General features: G+C 53.0%; 14 protein-coding genes and 1 pseudogene. 9 read left to right on the top strand and 6 right to left on the bottom strand.

The features are described 5' to 3' along the window. Window positions 1-966 precede the first annotated feature (966 nt). The gene (locus tag R5H23_RS01810; protein ID WP_317214101.1) at window positions 967-1,116 is read right to left on the bottom strand and encodes a hypothetical protein; all 150 of its coding nucleotides are present in this window, start codon (window positions 1,114-1,116) and stop codon (window positions 967-969) included. Between the two features lie 459 nt (window positions 1,117-1,575). Then, entirely contained in the window at window positions 1,576-2,586 is a 1,011-nt protein-coding gene (locus tag R5H23_RS01805) for a LysR family transcriptional regulator (protein WP_317214099.1), read from the bottom strand. Window positions 2,587-2,664: 78 nt separating this feature from the next. Here R5H23_RS01805 and R5H23_RS01800 point away from each other — a divergent pair, with 78 nt between their 5' ends. Beyond that, a complete protein-coding gene (locus tag R5H23_RS01800; RefSeq protein ID WP_317214097.1) occupies window positions 2,665-3,609 on the top strand; it encodes an MBL fold metallo-hydrolase in 945 nt (314 codons plus the stop codon). After that, the gene (locus R5H23_RS01795; RefSeq protein WP_317214096.1) at window positions 3,606-4,724 is read left to right on the top strand and encodes an alpha/beta fold hydrolase; all 1,119 of its coding nucleotides are present in this window, start codon (window positions 3,606-3,608) and stop codon (window positions 4,722-4,724) included. Before R5H23_RS01800 ends, R5H23_RS01795 begins: the two co-directional genes overlap by 4 nt. 188 nt (window positions 4,725-4,912) lie before the next feature. Here R5H23_RS01795 and R5H23_RS17100 read toward each other — a convergent pair whose 3' ends face one another. The 3 genes and pseudogenes from R5H23_RS17100 to R5H23_RS01785 form a co-directional block, all read right to left on the bottom strand. Next, window positions 4,913-5,224, bottom strand: a complete 312-nt coding sequence (locus tag R5H23_RS17100) for a winged helix-turn-helix transcriptional regulator (protein WP_408874319.1) — start codon at window positions 5,222-5,224, stop codon at window positions 4,913-4,915. Beyond that, window positions 5,169-5,370: pseudogene (locus R5H23_RS17095) on the bottom strand (cryptochrome/photolyase family protein); the annotation flags it as partial. The pseudogene R5H23_RS17095 and the gene R5H23_RS17100, both read right to left, overlap by 56 nt. A 193-nt stretch (window positions 5,371-5,563) precedes the next feature. Then, window positions 5,564-6,457 carry an AraC family transcriptional regulator gene (locus tag R5H23_RS01785; RefSeq protein ID WP_317214095.1) on the bottom strand — a complete coding sequence of 298 codons (894 nt, stop codon included), beginning with the start codon at window positions 6,455-6,457 and terminating at the stop codon, window positions 5,564-5,566. A 105-nt stretch (window positions 6,458-6,562) separates the two neighbouring features. Between R5H23_RS01785 and R5H23_RS01780 the strand changes: the two genes are divergently transcribed. From R5H23_RS01780 to R5H23_RS01750, 7 genes are all read left to right on the top strand, one after another. After that, entirely contained in the window at window positions 6,563-7,687 is a 1,125-nt protein-coding gene (locus tag R5H23_RS01780; protein WP_317214094.1) for a zinc-binding alcohol dehydrogenase family protein, read from the top strand. Window positions 7,688-7,919: 232 nt separating this feature from the next. Continuing rightward, window positions 7,920-9,425: a phytoene desaturase family protein gene (crtI, locus tag R5H23_RS01775; RefSeq protein WP_317214585.1), complete on the top strand. Its 1,506-nt coding sequence runs from the start codon at window positions 7,920-7,922 to the stop codon at window positions 9,423-9,425. Continuing rightward, complete coding sequence (locus R5H23_RS01770) at window positions 9,412-10,944, top strand: phytoene desaturase family protein (protein WP_317214093.1); 1,533 nt, start codon at window positions 9,412-9,414, stop codon at window positions 10,942-10,944. The genes crtI and R5H23_RS01770 overlap by 14 nt, the downstream gene beginning before the upstream one ends. Beyond that, window positions 10,941-11,702 (top strand): lysophospholipid acyltransferase family protein, encoded by a 762-nt coding sequence (locus R5H23_RS01765; protein ID WP_317214092.1) that lies wholly within the window; start codon window positions 10,941-10,943, stop codon window positions 11,700-11,702. Before R5H23_RS01770 ends, R5H23_RS01765 begins: the two co-directional genes overlap by 4 nt. Beyond that, window positions 11,699-12,793 (top strand): glycosyltransferase family A protein, encoded by a 1,095-nt coding sequence (locus tag R5H23_RS01760; protein WP_317214091.1) that lies wholly within the window; start codon window positions 11,699-11,701, stop codon window positions 12,791-12,793. The genes R5H23_RS01765 and R5H23_RS01760 overlap by 4 nt, the downstream gene beginning before the upstream one ends. Next, a complete protein-coding gene (locus R5H23_RS01755; protein WP_317214090.1) occupies window positions 12,790-13,203 on the top strand; it encodes a DUF2141 domain-containing protein in 414 nt (137 codons plus the stop codon). The genes R5H23_RS01760 and R5H23_RS01755 overlap by 4 nt, the downstream gene beginning before the upstream one ends. Window positions 13,204-13,214: 11 nt before the next feature. Then, window positions 13,215-14,474 carry an aldehyde dehydrogenase family protein gene (locus R5H23_RS01750; RefSeq protein ID WP_317214089.1) on the top strand — a complete coding sequence of 420 codons (1,260 nt, stop codon included), beginning with the start codon at window positions 13,215-13,217 and terminating at the stop codon, window positions 14,472-14,474. A gap of 115 nt (window positions 14,475-14,589) precedes the next feature. On the opposite strand, the gene R5H23_RS01745 is transcribed toward R5H23_RS01750, so the two are convergent. Next, window positions 14,590-15,336 (bottom strand): glucose 1-dehydrogenase, encoded by a 747-nt coding sequence (locus R5H23_RS01745; protein WP_317214088.1) that lies wholly within the window; start codon window positions 15,334-15,336, stop codon window positions 14,590-14,592. Window positions 15,337-15,622 lie beyond the last annotated feature (286 nt).

The following is a 15,622-nucleotide window of genomic DNA, read 5'->3' as shown; positions in this document are numbered from 1 at the left end:
ATCCGGTCTATCGGAACCCAAGATGCTAAAGAAGCCATCAGAAGGCGCGACAGGGCCCTTGCAGCGATGCGAGAGATTTGGACGCCAAGCTGGTGAAGGCTGGCTTCCTGCCTATCCACGGCCATTGGCAGCCCGATTGGATGAATAAAGACCGCCTACTCACTGAGGCGTTAGAAGCCCGGCGAGAGATTGGCTTTGTCTCCGTTCTATGACAATCAGACAGGTGCCTCTGATAGAGTTAGAGATCGGGTTATCGAGAACATGGACAGCCTATTTGAAGATCGGGCTCAGGAACTCGATCAGGCAGGAAAAGACGGAGATCAATACCGGGTTCGTTTCAAGGAGATCGCTCTAGGAAACCAGACAACTTTCTCCCTGCTGCTAGACCGCTGGATGAAGGATCGAGAACGCTATGCGTCTCACTCTGTCATATCGTTAGACCGCGCCACACTAAAACCACTTCTCTCGCTATCTGGCTTACTCTCAGGGCCTTGGTGAGCCTGACGATCTCGTAGGCTTCCTACGTACCCAGATAGTCGAGGAGGTGCCTGAAATGGTCTTGGAAGGTCATGTGGGATTTTGCTATCCATAAGCACATCCTCAAAGGACCGAACCCGTGGGGGGGGGGGGAGGCTACCGCCGGGCTGAAGAGAAAGGCCGAGAAGCAGAAGCCTGATGTTCGACCGCTCACCGAGAACGAATTGCTGAAGCTCCTTCAAGCAGATCCAGACAAGTGCAAGAGATGGGCATGGGGTCCAGCTAGTAGAGACATGATGCGTATCGCTCTCTTCACAGGGGCAAGACAAAACGAACTAGCCACTCTCACTGTGGGACGCATCCTCAATCGGGACGGAGCTGAAGGAGAACTTTGGGGCATCCAAGTGACCAATGAGGAAGCCAAGACAAAAAACTCTGTCAGACGCATCCCTCTCCATCCCCTTGTGCAGCCCATCATTGCAAGGCGTCTCAGAGAGGCCGGAAAAGGAACATATTCATTGCTTCCCGTACGATGGAAGCTTCCACACCAACCAGATATTGCCCGACTGCCCGGTTCTCCATTGGCTTTCCAGCGCTTTCCATCAGTTCTTCGGGTATAATGGTCTTTAGCTTCTTCATGACGGGATAACGCTCGGAGACGGGGTTAGTAATCGCTTTAACAAAGATACTAGCCTAGATGGCTAAAGGCATCTCTTTGGACCATTCTGCCAAATCCTGACAAACAAATGTTTGATTCCATCATGATGAAATTCTTCCAAAGCCGGAAGGGTATAAGGATCGCATTCAGGGGCAGGTTACTTCAGAAGAGCTAAAGCGATAGAGAGGCATGATGCGGACCGATCCAGTTCAGCTACAGGCTCACTATTAATGGTAATCTGTATTTGCCTTTTGATGAGACCTCAAGGTCGTCAATACGAGTGACGGTTCTGCCTCCCGCACATCAGACAGCAGAAGATAGATTTCTGCGTACCGAGTAAGGGCTCTGCCTTGTCGGATTTTTCTGGTCTCAGGGTGTGTCGCGGTTGCGCTTCTTCCCGCAAGCAGGAGAGAAGGGGCGCGCGCTTCTCCAGATATCAGTTAGAAAGGCGAAACCTGATCTTCTGCGTGAAAAGAGTCTTCATATCTCAGTGCCGGCCGCAGGAAGACTGAAAGTTCAAGCTGCTGATCCAGAGGTTTTATCAGGGAAGCAACCTGCTCACGCAGCCATACGGAGGCCGGATCACGGTCGTTGCGTGCTGACCAGACCATTGAGACTGCCGGTATGCGCAGATCAAGCGGCACCGGTTGCACCGTCAAACCAAAATGAGCAGCATGCTGATGCGCAATCCGATTGGGAAGCGTCGCCAGAACCGGTGCCGCCGCCGCTGTAGCCAGCGCCGTCAGGAAATCCGATGCCGCCAGAACAACATTCAGTTCCTGACCGATCTGCATCAGCGCGTCTGACAGGCACCCCTGAATGTCGTCCTTTAATGTCATGAGCACATGCGGCAGCGCCAGATAGCTCTCAACGGTGAGGGGCGCTTCCAGACTGATCAGATCAGGATTGAAACAGCAGGCGAGCGACTGTTCATACAGGGGCATACCAAGGTGCCGCTCCAAGCCAAAGTCAAAGCACCCGATTGCGATATCAAGTGCGCCTATATCCAGCAGGGCATGAACTTCGTTCCTCGGAGACCCTCGCGATAGCAGCCGTATTCCCGGGGCGTGATACTGCAGATAAGCCGTCAGTCTCGGCATCAGGAAGACTTCAAGTTCGGATGAAAACCCAAAGCGAAAAATCCGCTGCTCCGTCTTGGGATCAAACTGGTCTTCGGCTGTCAGAATACCCTGAGTCTGCCTCAACAGACTATGGATCTGCGGCGCCATGGCAGCCGCCTTGGCAGTCGGCTGCATGATCGCGCCGGTTCGCACCAGAATATCATCGGCCAAAAGGTGCCTCAGCGTCGCCAGCGAGTGACTCATTGCAGGCTGCTGAATGCGCAAACGGCGCGCAGCCTTCGTGACGCTGCGTTCCGATACGAGCGCATCAAACGCGATCAGAAGATTAAGGTCGAAAGATCGTAAATTGAAGTGATCGATTGGCTTCATTTTTCAAATCGATTTGTGTGATGTTCGGCTGCACCCTACCTTCCGATGCAACGCAACACAATCGCTCCGAGGCCAAAAATGACGCCGTCTTTTCAGGTAGGCGATGCCCGCATCACTCGCATCCCCGAGCTCCATTGGAACAACGCAGATCCCGGTCACCTGTATCCGGATATTGATGCGGAGGCACTCGCGATGTTCGCGCCCAGTTTGACCGCAGGCTCCTATAATGCCGCGACCGGCCTGCTCGCCCAGGGCACCCATGCCTGGCTTGTTCAACGGGCGGGTATCAATCTCCTGATCGATACCGCTACCGGAAACGACAAGCCTTTACCCGACGCACCTGCGCTTGATCATCTCCATACGCCGTTTCTTGAGCGTCTCGCTGATATGGGTGTGCAGCCGGAGCAGGTTGATCTGGTTCTCCATACACACATTCATGCGGATCACGTTGGATGGAACACCCGTCTGCACGATGGAAAATGGGTGCCGACTTTCCCGAATGCACGACACATCTTTTCGGCAGTCGAAGCACAATATGGGTCCAGCAATGATGGTGTTGAACTGGCTCCGGACCTGCCATCTGGTATGTTGGGCGCTCCCAATCATCGTCCTCTGCCCAGGGTTTATACGGACAGCATTCTCCCGGTCATAGAAGCGGGTCTGGCACAGGCGATCGAGATCGACGGACAGGAAATCGTTCCGGGCTTTTCCTTCCATCCGACCCCGGGCCACAGCATCGATCACGCTTCGATCCGTCTGCAGTCCGGAGGCGAAGAAGCCTGGTTTACAGGAGATGTCATGCATCACCCGTTGCAGGTCTATCGTCCTGATCTGCGATCCGTTTACTGCGAGTTCATCAAGCCCGCCGAGCAGTCGCGCCGATGGTTCCTTGCTCGGGCGGCCGAAAGCGGGAGTTTGTGCTTCACCTCGCATTTTGCAGAAACCGGTGTGGGGCGGGTCAAGCGTCGCGAAGACGGGTTTTCATGGGAATTTGTACAGCCAAATCAAGGAAACATCGGATGACTGACATCCTTACGGAAAATCTGCATATCCCGAGCGATACTGCAGGAATTTCACTCCATCTTCGTCACAAGAGACGCACGGATCTTCAAGTGTTTGGTCCGGATCGTACCGTCCTCCTGATGCATGGCGCGACATTGCCGGCAGAAAGTCTTTTCGATGTACCCGTTGACGACGGCTCGTTCATGAACAGCCTGGCCCATCAGGGATTTGACGTTTACGCGCTCAACGTACGGGGTTTCGGCGGCTCGACACGTCCGGCCGGTATGGAGGGCGCTCCGGAAGATGCGCCTCCACAGGTCCGGACCGAGACGGCTGTGCGTGACCTGGGATCGGCTGTTGACCATATCCTCGCAGAACGCGCCCTTTCTCGCCTGTGCCTGATCGGCATGTCATGGGGCGGGACCGTAACGGGAGCATATACAGCAGCCAATAACGGGAAGATCGAGAAGCTGACACTGATCGCACCGCAATGGATCAACAATGGGGTTACCCGACTGGATCCCGGTGGGCCCATTCATGCCTATCGCCGGTTCGATGTTCAGGCGTTTCGTAAGCACTGGCTCGAAGGTGTCTCTGAAGACAAGTGCTCTGAAGTGCTTCCCTCAGGATGGTTCGAGCAGTGGGCCCAGGTCATTCTGGCCAGCGATCCTAAAGAACATAATGGTATCATTCGTGCACCTGCGGGAGTGATTCAGGATGTCCGAGAATTCTGGTCTGCCGGAAGGTCCTTCTATGAGCCCGAAGACATCACGGTCCCTGTTTTGCTAATTCATGCCGAATGGGACAGAGATGTCACCCTTGAGCAGATGGTAAACCTGTTCCCACGCTTCCGAAATGCGCCTTTCCGACGCTGGGTTGAAATCGGTGAAGGCACCCACATGGTGATTATGGAACGGAACCGGTGGCAGATCCTTGAGAGCATTGGAGCCTTCTTGGACATAAGAACCCACTCGATTTTTCGAGGCACTAAAGCCACGCATGGAGAACGCGAAGGGCACGTGATTGATGTTTGTCCTGAGGATTTTCGCTCTGCTATTTCTGAAGAGTCGACATCACTGTGCCTTGGATTGTACGCGGCGACACTGTCGCCTGTGAGGAAGAGGCGCAGGTTGTAGACGAGATTGATGAGCTGAATCATCATGATGGGCAACTCGATGGTGGAGTATGCAGAGGTCATTCAGATGGCCAACAATCAGCGTTCTCGTGAGACGGTCTTGAGGAAAGGCCTTGGGGACAGGGTAGGGTAGAGCACCAGAGCGACTTTTTATAAGTTTTGGTGCTATCTTTCCCGAGGAAAGCGACCTCAAAACTGACGCTGAAAGCAGCTACAAAGTAAGGAATCCTTCACAACATGTTCTGTCAGAATTTCTTTCGAGGGAATGAGATTTCTGCCAGTTCTGACTGAATATTTCTCGTCATAGCGCTGCCGGTTGTTATGAATAACTGGAAGATGAACCAGTGCCCATTGAGTCATCTGCCTTACAGGCTCAGCTAGCAAGCGTCCAAGGTCGCTTAATGCATACTCAACCTGTGGCGTCGTCGTAGCACAGATAGTATGCTTAACTACCGTCGAGCGTGAAATAGTCAACGTTGCCCCCGTCCGAACGCAACTCATTTGCGAAGTGGCGCATGGCGGAGAGAATAAACGCGATCTTTTTTATGATGCCGGACGCAGGTCACTTCATCCAGTACCTTCGTGAGCAGGACGATCGCTTTGCTGCGATCCATGTTTTGCAAGTAGGCAAGAGACAACGAGAGCTGGTCCCCCGGAACGGGGAAAAGTGGTCATGCTGCGTTCTTGATGATGGTCTGGTCGGTAGAGAAGAGAGAGTGATAATACTGGCTTGCACCTCAGTAAAGCGACATTCTGATTTCAGTTTTCTTCAAGATCATTAAAATAAAACATGTTATTTAAGAAAAATTCTCAATAATGTTCTAAAAAAATCTGTGCGTATCAGCGAAAACTTGATGGCGATCTCCCCATGATGCGTTTGAATGCTGCACTGAAGGCGCTTTCGGAATTGTAGCCAGCCCGCTCCGCAACTCGACCTACACTCATTTTTTCTTCGGAAAGATGGTATGACGCAACAGTCATTCGCCACTTTGTTAAATAATCCATACAGGTTTCGCCGATTGTAGCCTTGAAATGATGAGCAAAACTTGTGCGTGACATTCCCGCAATGCCTGCGAGCATTTGGATCGTCCAGCGGGTTTCCGGGGTTTTATGAATAGCGGACAGGACGGCATGAAGCCGTGGATCTCGTAAGGCGTATAACCAGCCAATACCGTGGGCACTACTGGCGATATGTAGCCGTAGCCCCTGGATGAGGAGGGTTTGAGCGAGATGGGCCGCAAGAAGTTCACCGCCTATTGCCGGGTGACGTAATTCAGACATCAGTTGCTCGATGGCCCATCTCATCATGTTTCCCGATGAATCCGGCCTAATGTGTATCAGAGGCGGAAGCTCACTGAGCATTCGTTCTGCATAGGGTGCTCTAAACTTGAAAAACCCGCCTACGCCGAGGACATGCCCTCCGCCATTCAATACGGCAGTATGGCCGGCGGGCACGGACAGCAGAACATCGTAGGCATTTCGAGGCGAAACGGTTCTGTCCGTATAAGTCCGAAAACCATGTTGGCCTGACAGAAGGACAAGGTCGCCCGCCGCAAGCTGGACAGAAATGTCCAGACCATCCACCTCAATCCAGCATTTTCCTGTCTGTATGACCTGAAATTTCAGACCGGGTCCGTCAGGAAACTCAAGACACCAGTCCCCCTTCGCACTCAGGCCACGAAAGCCATAGCTGTCAGGTTCAAGAAGCCGAAGAATTTCAGAAAGTGGGTCCATAATGCCTCTGTACGATCGCGACGAAATAACAGCTTTTAGAGCATGGATCGTACAGGAGGGGCTCGTTAGAAAAAAGGCCGTTCTGAAACGCGATGCGAGTATTCCATGCCAAGTCATGAAGCCCTTATTCTCGGCAAGAAGCGTGGTCTTTTTGCGGTGCACGCTGCTCCGGACACGACGCCCGGTATGGATGAAATTCTTGTTTCCGTCCGCGCTGTTGCTGTTAATCCGTTTGAACGGCTGATCCAGTCCATGGGCGATATCATCACACCCTGGATGACTTACCCGGCCATTCTGGGTTCAGACGTTGCCGGTGACGTCATCGCGATCGGTTCGAATATTACACGTTTTAAGGTGGGAGACAGGGTCGCCGGTTTTGCTGCGGGAGGAGAGAAGGGGCGAAGGTCTGCCGAGGGCGCATTTCAGGAACAGGTCATTCTCATGGAAAAAATGACTACGCCGCTCCCAGACAACCTGTCTTTCGAGGCGGCAAGTGTTTTACCTCTTGGCCTTACAACGGCCGCAGCAGGCCTGTTCCAACCAGATTTTCTTGCAATGAGCCATCCCTGTGTCCAGCCTGCACCAGCGGGTCAGACACTGGTTGTATGGGGAGGTTCCACAAGCGTTGGATGCAACGCGATCCAGCTTGCGGTCGCGGCCGGCTATGATGTCATCGCGACGTCGTCTCTGCGAAATGCCCCCTATCTGAAGAGTCTGGGAGCCCGTGCCGTCTATGATCGACATAGTCCGTCAACACCGTCTGCAATGATCGAGGGGTTGCGGGGACGGGAGGTCTGCGGGGCTCTTGCAATCGGTAAAGGATCGGCCAAAGCGTGTATCGACATTCTTGGGTCCACCAAAGGGCAACGTTTTATCGCGATGGCGACGCCTCCTGTGTCTTTTGACGAGGTTCCAGCGGGACGTGGGCGCTGGCAAAAACTGCTGCCTGCCTTGATCCAAATGGTGGTCGGAAATATTTCGCTCGCTCTGAGAGCCCGACGCAGAGGCGTGAAGACAAAATTCATATGGGGTGGCGCCCCTCTTCATAACGACGTCGGGTCTATGATTTATGAAAAATTTTTGCCTGGCGCGCTTGCAAGTGGGCAGTACAGGCCCGCACCTGAACCTGAAATTATCGGACACGGTCTGCAGTTGATTACAGATGCGCTCGAACTCCAGCACAAAGGCGTTTCGGCGCGAAAACTGGTTGTAACACTTGGTCCGCGATAATGGCCGAATCAAAATAGATCCGAAATGCAACGAACGGTCGTCTGACGAGTTCTTGCATACTCGAAATACAGACTTTCATCGCGTCTCTGTTTCTAACACAAATTCTGTCTCAAATGGAAAAGACCAAACCTTGGAAAATGATGCGACAGTCAAAGCGCTCACAAAGTCTGGCTCTCTCCGCAATAGGCGGATAGCCATTGTCGGTGGTGGGCCAGGCGGGTTGGCATCGGCAATGTTACTGGCTTACGAGGGGGCCGACGTCACCCTGTATGAAAAGCATGCACAACTGGGAGGTCGGTCGTCGGCAATTGAAGCCGAAACAGATGTAGGGCGTTTTCGCTTTGATACCGGGCCAACGTTCTTTCTTTATCCTCAGATTTTAAGAGATATCTTCCAACGGTGTGGGCTCCGTATGGAAGACACAGTCACTCTCAAAAAACTGAATGAAAATTATGACCTGAATTTTGAAAACGGCCCGGCATTAAGGGTTACCGCCAACATTGATGCGCTAGAGCGCGAAATCGCCAAGATTGATGAGCATGATGCTGGCAACGTGCGCGAGTTCATAGCCGATAATCGCCTCAAGTTTCAGAATTTCATTCCTGTTCTCAGGCGTCCTTTTCATACGCTGCTAGATCTTTTCAGGCCCGATATGCTGAGGGCTTTCCCAAGGCTTCGGCCTTTTTCTTCGGTTGATAAAGATTTATCCCGTTATTTCCGAAATCCAAGAACTCGGCTCGCTTTTTCTTTTCAGAGCAAATATCTGGGTATGTCTCCTTACAGATGCCCAAGCCTCTTCACCATCCTGAGTTTCATGGAGCATGAATACGGCATTTATCACCCTGTCGGAGGCACAATGGCTGTCATGGAGGCGATGGGACGGGCGGCTGAACAGTTAGGTGTGAAAATACGCCTGAAGACGCCTGTGCGTGAAATTCTGAGTATGAATGGCCGCGCAACGGGCGTTTTAACAGATCAGGGTCCCGAAACTGCAGATGCCATCGTGATTAATGCAGATTTCGGCAGGGCTATGACGAAGTTGATCCCGGATGCAAAGCGGCGTCGATGGACCGATAAATCGATCAACAGCAAGAAGTACTCCTGTTCGACCTTCATGATGTATCTCGGCATTGAAGGCACTCTTCCTGACAAGGGCCATCATACGATTTTCCTTTCCGAGACTTATGATCGGAATTTTGCGGAAATCGAAGCCGGACAATCACTCTCTGAAGAAGCCTCACTTTACATCCAGAATGCGTGCGTGACAGACCCCGAACAGGCTCCGGCCGGCCACTCCACACTCTACGTTTTAATGCCTGTCGGGCATCTCCGAGAGAATGGTCTGGATTGGAACGATGAGCGCCGTGCGAAGGCCCGCAGGCTCGTCATGGCACGTCTGGAAAAAGCTGGCTTCAAAGACATCGAAAAACGGATCCGCTTCGAAAAAATCATAACGCCTGCTGATTGGGAGGAGCGTTATGATGTTCACAAGGGTGCTGTCTTCAATCTCGCGCATAATCTGGGTCAGATGCTTCACCGGCGACCTCACAATCGTTTTGAAGATATCGAAGGCGTCTACCTTGTCGGAGGAGGAACGCACCCAGGGAGTGGGCTTCCTGTCATTTTCGAAGGAGCGCGGATTACAAGCGACCTTGTCATTAAAGACTTCTCACCTCGCAGACGGTCTGCCCGGAAACACAAGCGTTCCCTTCAAGGAGCCTCCCATGTCACGTCCTGAGAAAAAAGCCTCTGTCATCGTGATTGGAGCAGGGCTTGGCGGTCTTGCCGCGGCCTGTACGATGGCCGCAAGGGGGTATCGGGTTACTGTTCTTGAAGCCAATGACTGGTTAGGCGGCAAAGCAGCTGACTGGCAGGAAGGGGGGTACAGATTTGATATGGGCCCCACCATCCTGACCATGCCTCGGGTGCTGGAGCGTATTTTCGCCGAGGCTGGCATCACTATGACTGAGCGATTGGATCTGCGCCGACTGGACCCGCAGTGGCGCTGTTTCTTTGAGGACGGCAACGTCCTCGACCTCCAGGAAAATGCTGAGAACATGGCTCAGGTTCTCGAAAGTCTGTGCTCGGGGGACGGTGACGGATATCGCGATCTGATGGCCGCGAGTGAGCAACTCCACGATATTTCCGAGCGATTTTTTTTCTGGAAATCTGTTGGTGGCGTCGCAGATACGTTGGACCTGAGCAGCACGTTTACGCCCGCAACACTGCGAGACCTCCTGCGGCTGAGGATGGATTCTACCTTTGCCCGCGAAATCAGAAAGCGCATTCACAATCCTCAGGCTGCCCAGATGCTGGATCATCTGACGCAGTATGTTGGATCCAACCCGTTCTGGGCGCCAGCTGTTCTGCTGGGAATTGCGCATATGCAAAGTCATGACGGGGTCTGGTATCCAATGGGAGGGACGAGGGCCGTTCCTGAAGCGCTGGCTCAACTTGGACGAGAACTCGGGGTCAAATTCAGAACCAGTGCCAGGGTTGAGCGTATCCTAACGCGAGATCGTCGAGCCTGTGGCGTTATGACTGATGTTGGCGAGGTCCTGGACGCAGACATCGTTATTTCCAACATGGATAGCGTCCGGACCATGCGTGAACTTCTGGAGCATATTCCAACGAAAAAATTCGAACGTCAGTGGAAACGACGCAAACCGGCATGTTCGGGCGTGGTCCTGTATCTGGGGCTAAACCGTTCATATGACCACTTGGCGCATCATGATTTCGTTTTTTCAGCAAACCCTGAAGAAGAGTTTGAGGCCATCTACAAACAGGGCATTCCTGCGTCCGACCCAACCTGTTATCTCGCGGCGCCCGCAAAAACAGACCCTGCTGTAGCGCCTGAGGGGGGCGAGGCTCTGTATGTGCTGGTTCATACGCCATACATCCGGAAGGGTCAGAACTGGGAGGACCTGTTTCCAGGATACAGACAGGTTATTTTGGACAAGCTCAAGCGCTGTGGAGGCATGCCTGATCTCGAAGACCGCATCCGGGTTGAGCACCACCTGACGCCACTCGACATCCATGAACGGTATTCGACGCTGCGGGGAGCCATCTATGGACTGGCCAGTCATGGGCGTCTCAATGGGGCGTTCAAGCCTGCAAATCGATCTTCTGAAGTCCCCGGGCTGTATCTGGCCGGAGGGGCATCTCACCCAGGAGCCGGAATGCCCATGGCGCTGATGTCAGGCTGGATTGCGGCAGACTGTGCCGACCAGGATAGCGCGAAATCCAAGACATCATGAAAACAGATCCTCGCCGCAACCCAGTCATTGCGGCACTTGTATCCCGGGGAATGCGACGAGGCATTACACGTCATTTCAATGCCGTCCGATTGTCGGGAAATTCTGACGTCCTACGCCATCGTGGACCGCTCATTGTCTGTGCAAATCACCCGGGATGGTGGGATCCAGCCGTTTTTGCGTGGCTGCAACATCGTTTTTTCAGTCATTGCCACGGCTATGGCCCCATGGAAGCTCAGGCACTTCGGAAATACCCGCTTCTGGAAAAGGCTGGACTGATCCCGGTCTCTCCTGAAAATCCGGAATCTCTGCGTCATTTTCTACGGAAAGCCTGCAGAATCCTAGGGCAGGGACATGTACTCTGGATCACGCCGGAAGGTCATTTTTCCGACGTTCGGAGCCGCCCCATCCGTCTTCAGGCGGGTTTTGCCCATCTGGCTCGGCGTGTACCCTCGGCAATGCTCGTGCCTCTCGCCATCGAGTATACTTTTTGGAATGAAAGCCGACCTGAGCTTTTACTTCGATTTGGTGATCCTGTGTCTGCCTTGGGAAGCACCGGAACTCAAAACACGACTGTCCTCATGGAAGAAGCTCTCACCACAACCATGGAGACGCTGGCTCGTGACGCCATCATGCGGGATCCCTCAAAATTCCGCACATTGTCTCAGGGAGCAGGGGGGATTGGGGGCCTTTATGATGTTGGGCGTCGTATTCGGCAGTGGGCTCGGGGCGAGGAATTTCAGCCGCGGCATGACCAATGACCAGAAAGCTTGAAAAACTGGCATTTGGTGCGGCACTTCTGCCGCTTGTCATGACGCTTCTTAACCTCCCCAGGTTGCGAAGGTTGCCCAAGCAATTTGGCGCAACTCCCATTTCTGTCCTGATCCCTGCCCGGGATGAGGAAGACACTATCGCAGAGGCCATACAAACCGTTCTGGCAAGCCGGGGCGTGGTACTCGAATTGATCGTAGTCGACGACAATTCCTCTGACGGAACATTGAATACACTCCAGTCGTACGATGATCCGCGGTTAAAGGTCTTTTCGGCACCTGCGCTTCCTGAGGGCTGGTGTGGTAAAAACCATGCCTGTGCTGTGCTTGCAGAAGCGGCACAGTATGATCTCATGGTATTTCTGGATGCAGATGTGCGCTTGTCGCCAGATGCACTAAGCCGGTTATCGGGCCTGATGTCACACCAGCCAGATGTTGCGTTCCTGAGTGGGGTTCCCCGTCAGATCACCGGCACATTTCTGGAGTGGCTCCTTCTCCCTTTTATTCACGTTCTGCTAATCGGATATCTCCCGATGGCCTTTGATAAGGGAAAAAATCCGGCCTTCGCAGCTGCGTGCGGCCAACTGGTGGTGGTCCGGAACTATGCCTATCGCGCGAGCGGCGGCCACGCGGCCATTCGTCACCGGCTGCACGATGGCCTGGCACTCGCAAGGCAGTTCAGGAAACAAGGTTTTAAAACGGCTTTGTTCGATGCGACTGACATTGCTTCGTGCCGTATGTATCGCAGTGCGGGGGAAGTGTGGAATGGACTTCTGAAAAACGCGACCGAAGGGATGGCAACACCAAAAGGGCTTCCTGTCTGGACACTCCTCCTCGGCACAGCGCAGCTCCTGCCGTTCTTTCTTCCATGGACCAACGTGACGAGACTTGTGGCCTGTATGACGCTTCTGACACGGTCCCTGATAGCCTATCGCTTCCAACAGGGGTGGAGAACGGTTCTCCTGGCACCTCTTGGTACGGCTGCGCTCTTGCTTCTTCAGTGGCAGGCCCTGATTGGAGAGCGTCTGGGGTATGCTCCGCGCTGGCGAGGCCGCTCTTATCCAAGGAGAACGGACGCATGAAAGCCCTCTTTTTTCTAGGCCTTCTGGCTCTGCCTTCCATAGCCTGTGCTACCACATTTGGCGTGACCGTGACCAACATCCCCGATGCAGTCGGAACAATCCGCATTGCGGTCTGTGCCGAAAGTGAGTTCCTCAAACCCGACTGCAAGTATCATGCAGTTGTTCGAGCCAGTGCTGGACAGGTCAACACAACGTTCCCGGATGTTCAGCCGGGTGTCTATGCGGTTCAGGTGTTTCAAGACAGAAACGGAAATCAGAAGCTCGATCAGAATTTTTTCGGAATGCCAAAAGAACCTCTAGGTTTTTCTCGCAATCCCTCAATGCATTTTGGGCCACCGAGTTTCGCAGATGCCGCTTTCTCTCTTGGAGCCCAGAACAGTGCTATTTCCCTCGCTTTAAGAACGAAATAGCGTCAAGGCACATGACCATATCCCATAGTGATATTCAGCGACTGAGACAAACTTCTGAACTGTGGCAAACGGTGCCGATGGTCACACGACTGCGTCTTATCCGTCGTTTTCGAAATCTTCTGCGCCAAAAATGGCTGGTTTTGCCTGAATTACTTCCAAATCGTCCTGCCATTGAAACGATTACAGCTGAACTCTTGCCTCTTCTGGCAGCTTGCAAATTTCTGGAAAAAAATGCTGCAAAAACTCTTTGCGCCCGGAGGGCTGGGTTCTGGGGGCGGCCAGTATGGCTGCCGGGTGTCACGTCGACTATCGAGCGGCGACCCTACGGCACGGTGCTCATTCTAGCACCTGGAAATTATCCTCTGATGCTACCCGGAATACAGGTTCTGCAATCAATAGTAGCTGGAAATGCAGTCGCGCTGAAACCGGCTCCCGGAGGAGAAGCAGCGGCAAAGATGCTATCCGATTTGGTATCCTCAGCGGGTTTTCCAAATGGATTGTGCGAGATCCTTCCAACAGATTCCGGTTCTGACGCGGTGGCCGCAGGTTTTGATCTGATCATTCTCACGGGATCAGCTCGAACAGGGCGGGCTGTTCTAGAACAAGCCTCTAAAACGCTAACTCCCACCATCATAGAGCTTTCGGGCGTTGACCCAGTTTTTGTGCTTCCAGATGCTAACCTGGCACATGTCGCCCGTAAACTTGTTTACGGGGCTCGCCTGAATAATGGCGCGACATGTATTGCACCACACCGCGTATTTATCAGCCATCAAGACAAGACCGAACTTGTCGATCGCTTGCGCAATTTACTCAAAAAAAAGAAACCTTTGTTGGTTGATAAAGACCAGAAAAAACGGCTTGAGGCGTTCTCGGCAACTATCAAAGCGTCTGGGGGACGCACCGAAACGATAGGTAGCGTCACTCTGCTGACTCAAATGGAAGAACTGCATCACCTGCTTGATACCGACATTTTTGCGCCTTGGATCGCGATTATTGGCGTGGCAGATGTGGAAGAAGCGCTCTGCTTCGACAGGCAGGTATCATACGCTTTGGGAGCCAGTATTTTTGGTTCAGAAACTTCGGCCAAACTCATCGCTCCAAAAATCTCGGCTGGGTCCATTTGCATTAATGACCTTATCATACCAACCGCGGATCCTCGGCTCCCCTTTGGAGGTGCCCGAAGCAGCGGTTATGGCAGTACCCGAGGAGCCGAAGGCCTTCTTTCGCTTACCCGCCCGGTTGTAACATCTGTCCGCAAAAACATTTTTTAAATGATATGACTTGAGTCTTCCTGGCAGAGTACATTCCGCGGACAATATTGTTTGTAAATACAAGCCAATAATTAAATATTAACCCGACAGTGGTCTGCCGGGTTAACGTCAAACGTCAGCGCAGCCCACCGGAGGCAATGAGTGTTTCGCCTGTCAGCCAGCGCGCATCATCAGAGGCGAGGAACACGGCAAGTGGAGCAATGTCCTGAACCTGGCCGCTACGTCCCAGTGGTGTTTGTGAAATAATGAGCTGTTCCATTTCGGAACCCACAACATTAGCAGTTTTGGTGCCTTCTGTTTCAATCAGGCCAGGATTGATAGCGTTGACCCGAATATTTCTCGGCCCCAGCTCACGCGCGAGAGAACCTGTAATGGCGTCAACGGCTCCCTTTGTTCCCGTATAGACCGCAGAATTTGGTGGCGTAATACGAGATACAACGGAGCTGATGTTGATAACGCTACCGCCATCATCAAGGTGTTTTGCGGCGGCCTGGGTCGTCAGTAAAGTGCCAAGCACATTGACATTAAAGAGACGATGGAAATGGTCTTCGGTGATCTCGTCGATCGAAGCAAATTCGTAAACCCCGGAATTATTGACGAGAATATCCAAGCGCCCGAATTGACTGATCGCCGCATCCACGATGGCCTGCGCATCGGATTTACGAGAAACATCTCCCTGAACAGCGACGGCCTGACCGCCATTGGTCGCAATGGCTGAGACGACGGCGTCCGCTCCGGATTTGCTGGAGGCGTAATTGACGACGACAGCAGCCCCCGCTTCGGCAAGTGCCTTGGCGATACCAGCCCCAATTCCTTTGGAGGCGCCTGTTACGATTGCAACTTTTCCGGAAAGTTTGTTCATGGATATGTGCCTGTCTGTATGGGCCAGAACGCACATGCGTACTTTATGCCCGGTTGGTCGAAAGCAAAGGATTTAAATGTGGAGTAATCGCTCCAACATAAGGCATATAAGGTTTGGATCTCTGGTTTCAAGGATTTATGGAGCGATGACACCAAAAAAAGACCCAAGTGGGCGGCGAGGGCGCGGGCGCCCTCAATCTTTTGATCGCAAGGAAGCCTTGTGTGCCGCCATGCGCTTGTTTTGGGATCGCGGCTATGAGGGGACGAGCTTCGATGATCTGATTTCA

The sequence above is a fragment of the Gluconobacter sp. GP1 genome (assembly GCF_032913585.1).
Lineage (GTDB): Bacteria > Pseudomonadota > Alphaproteobacteria > Acetobacterales > Acetobacteraceae > Gluconobacter > Gluconobacter cerinus.
This window is presented reverse-complemented; position numbering and strand designations above follow the sequence as displayed.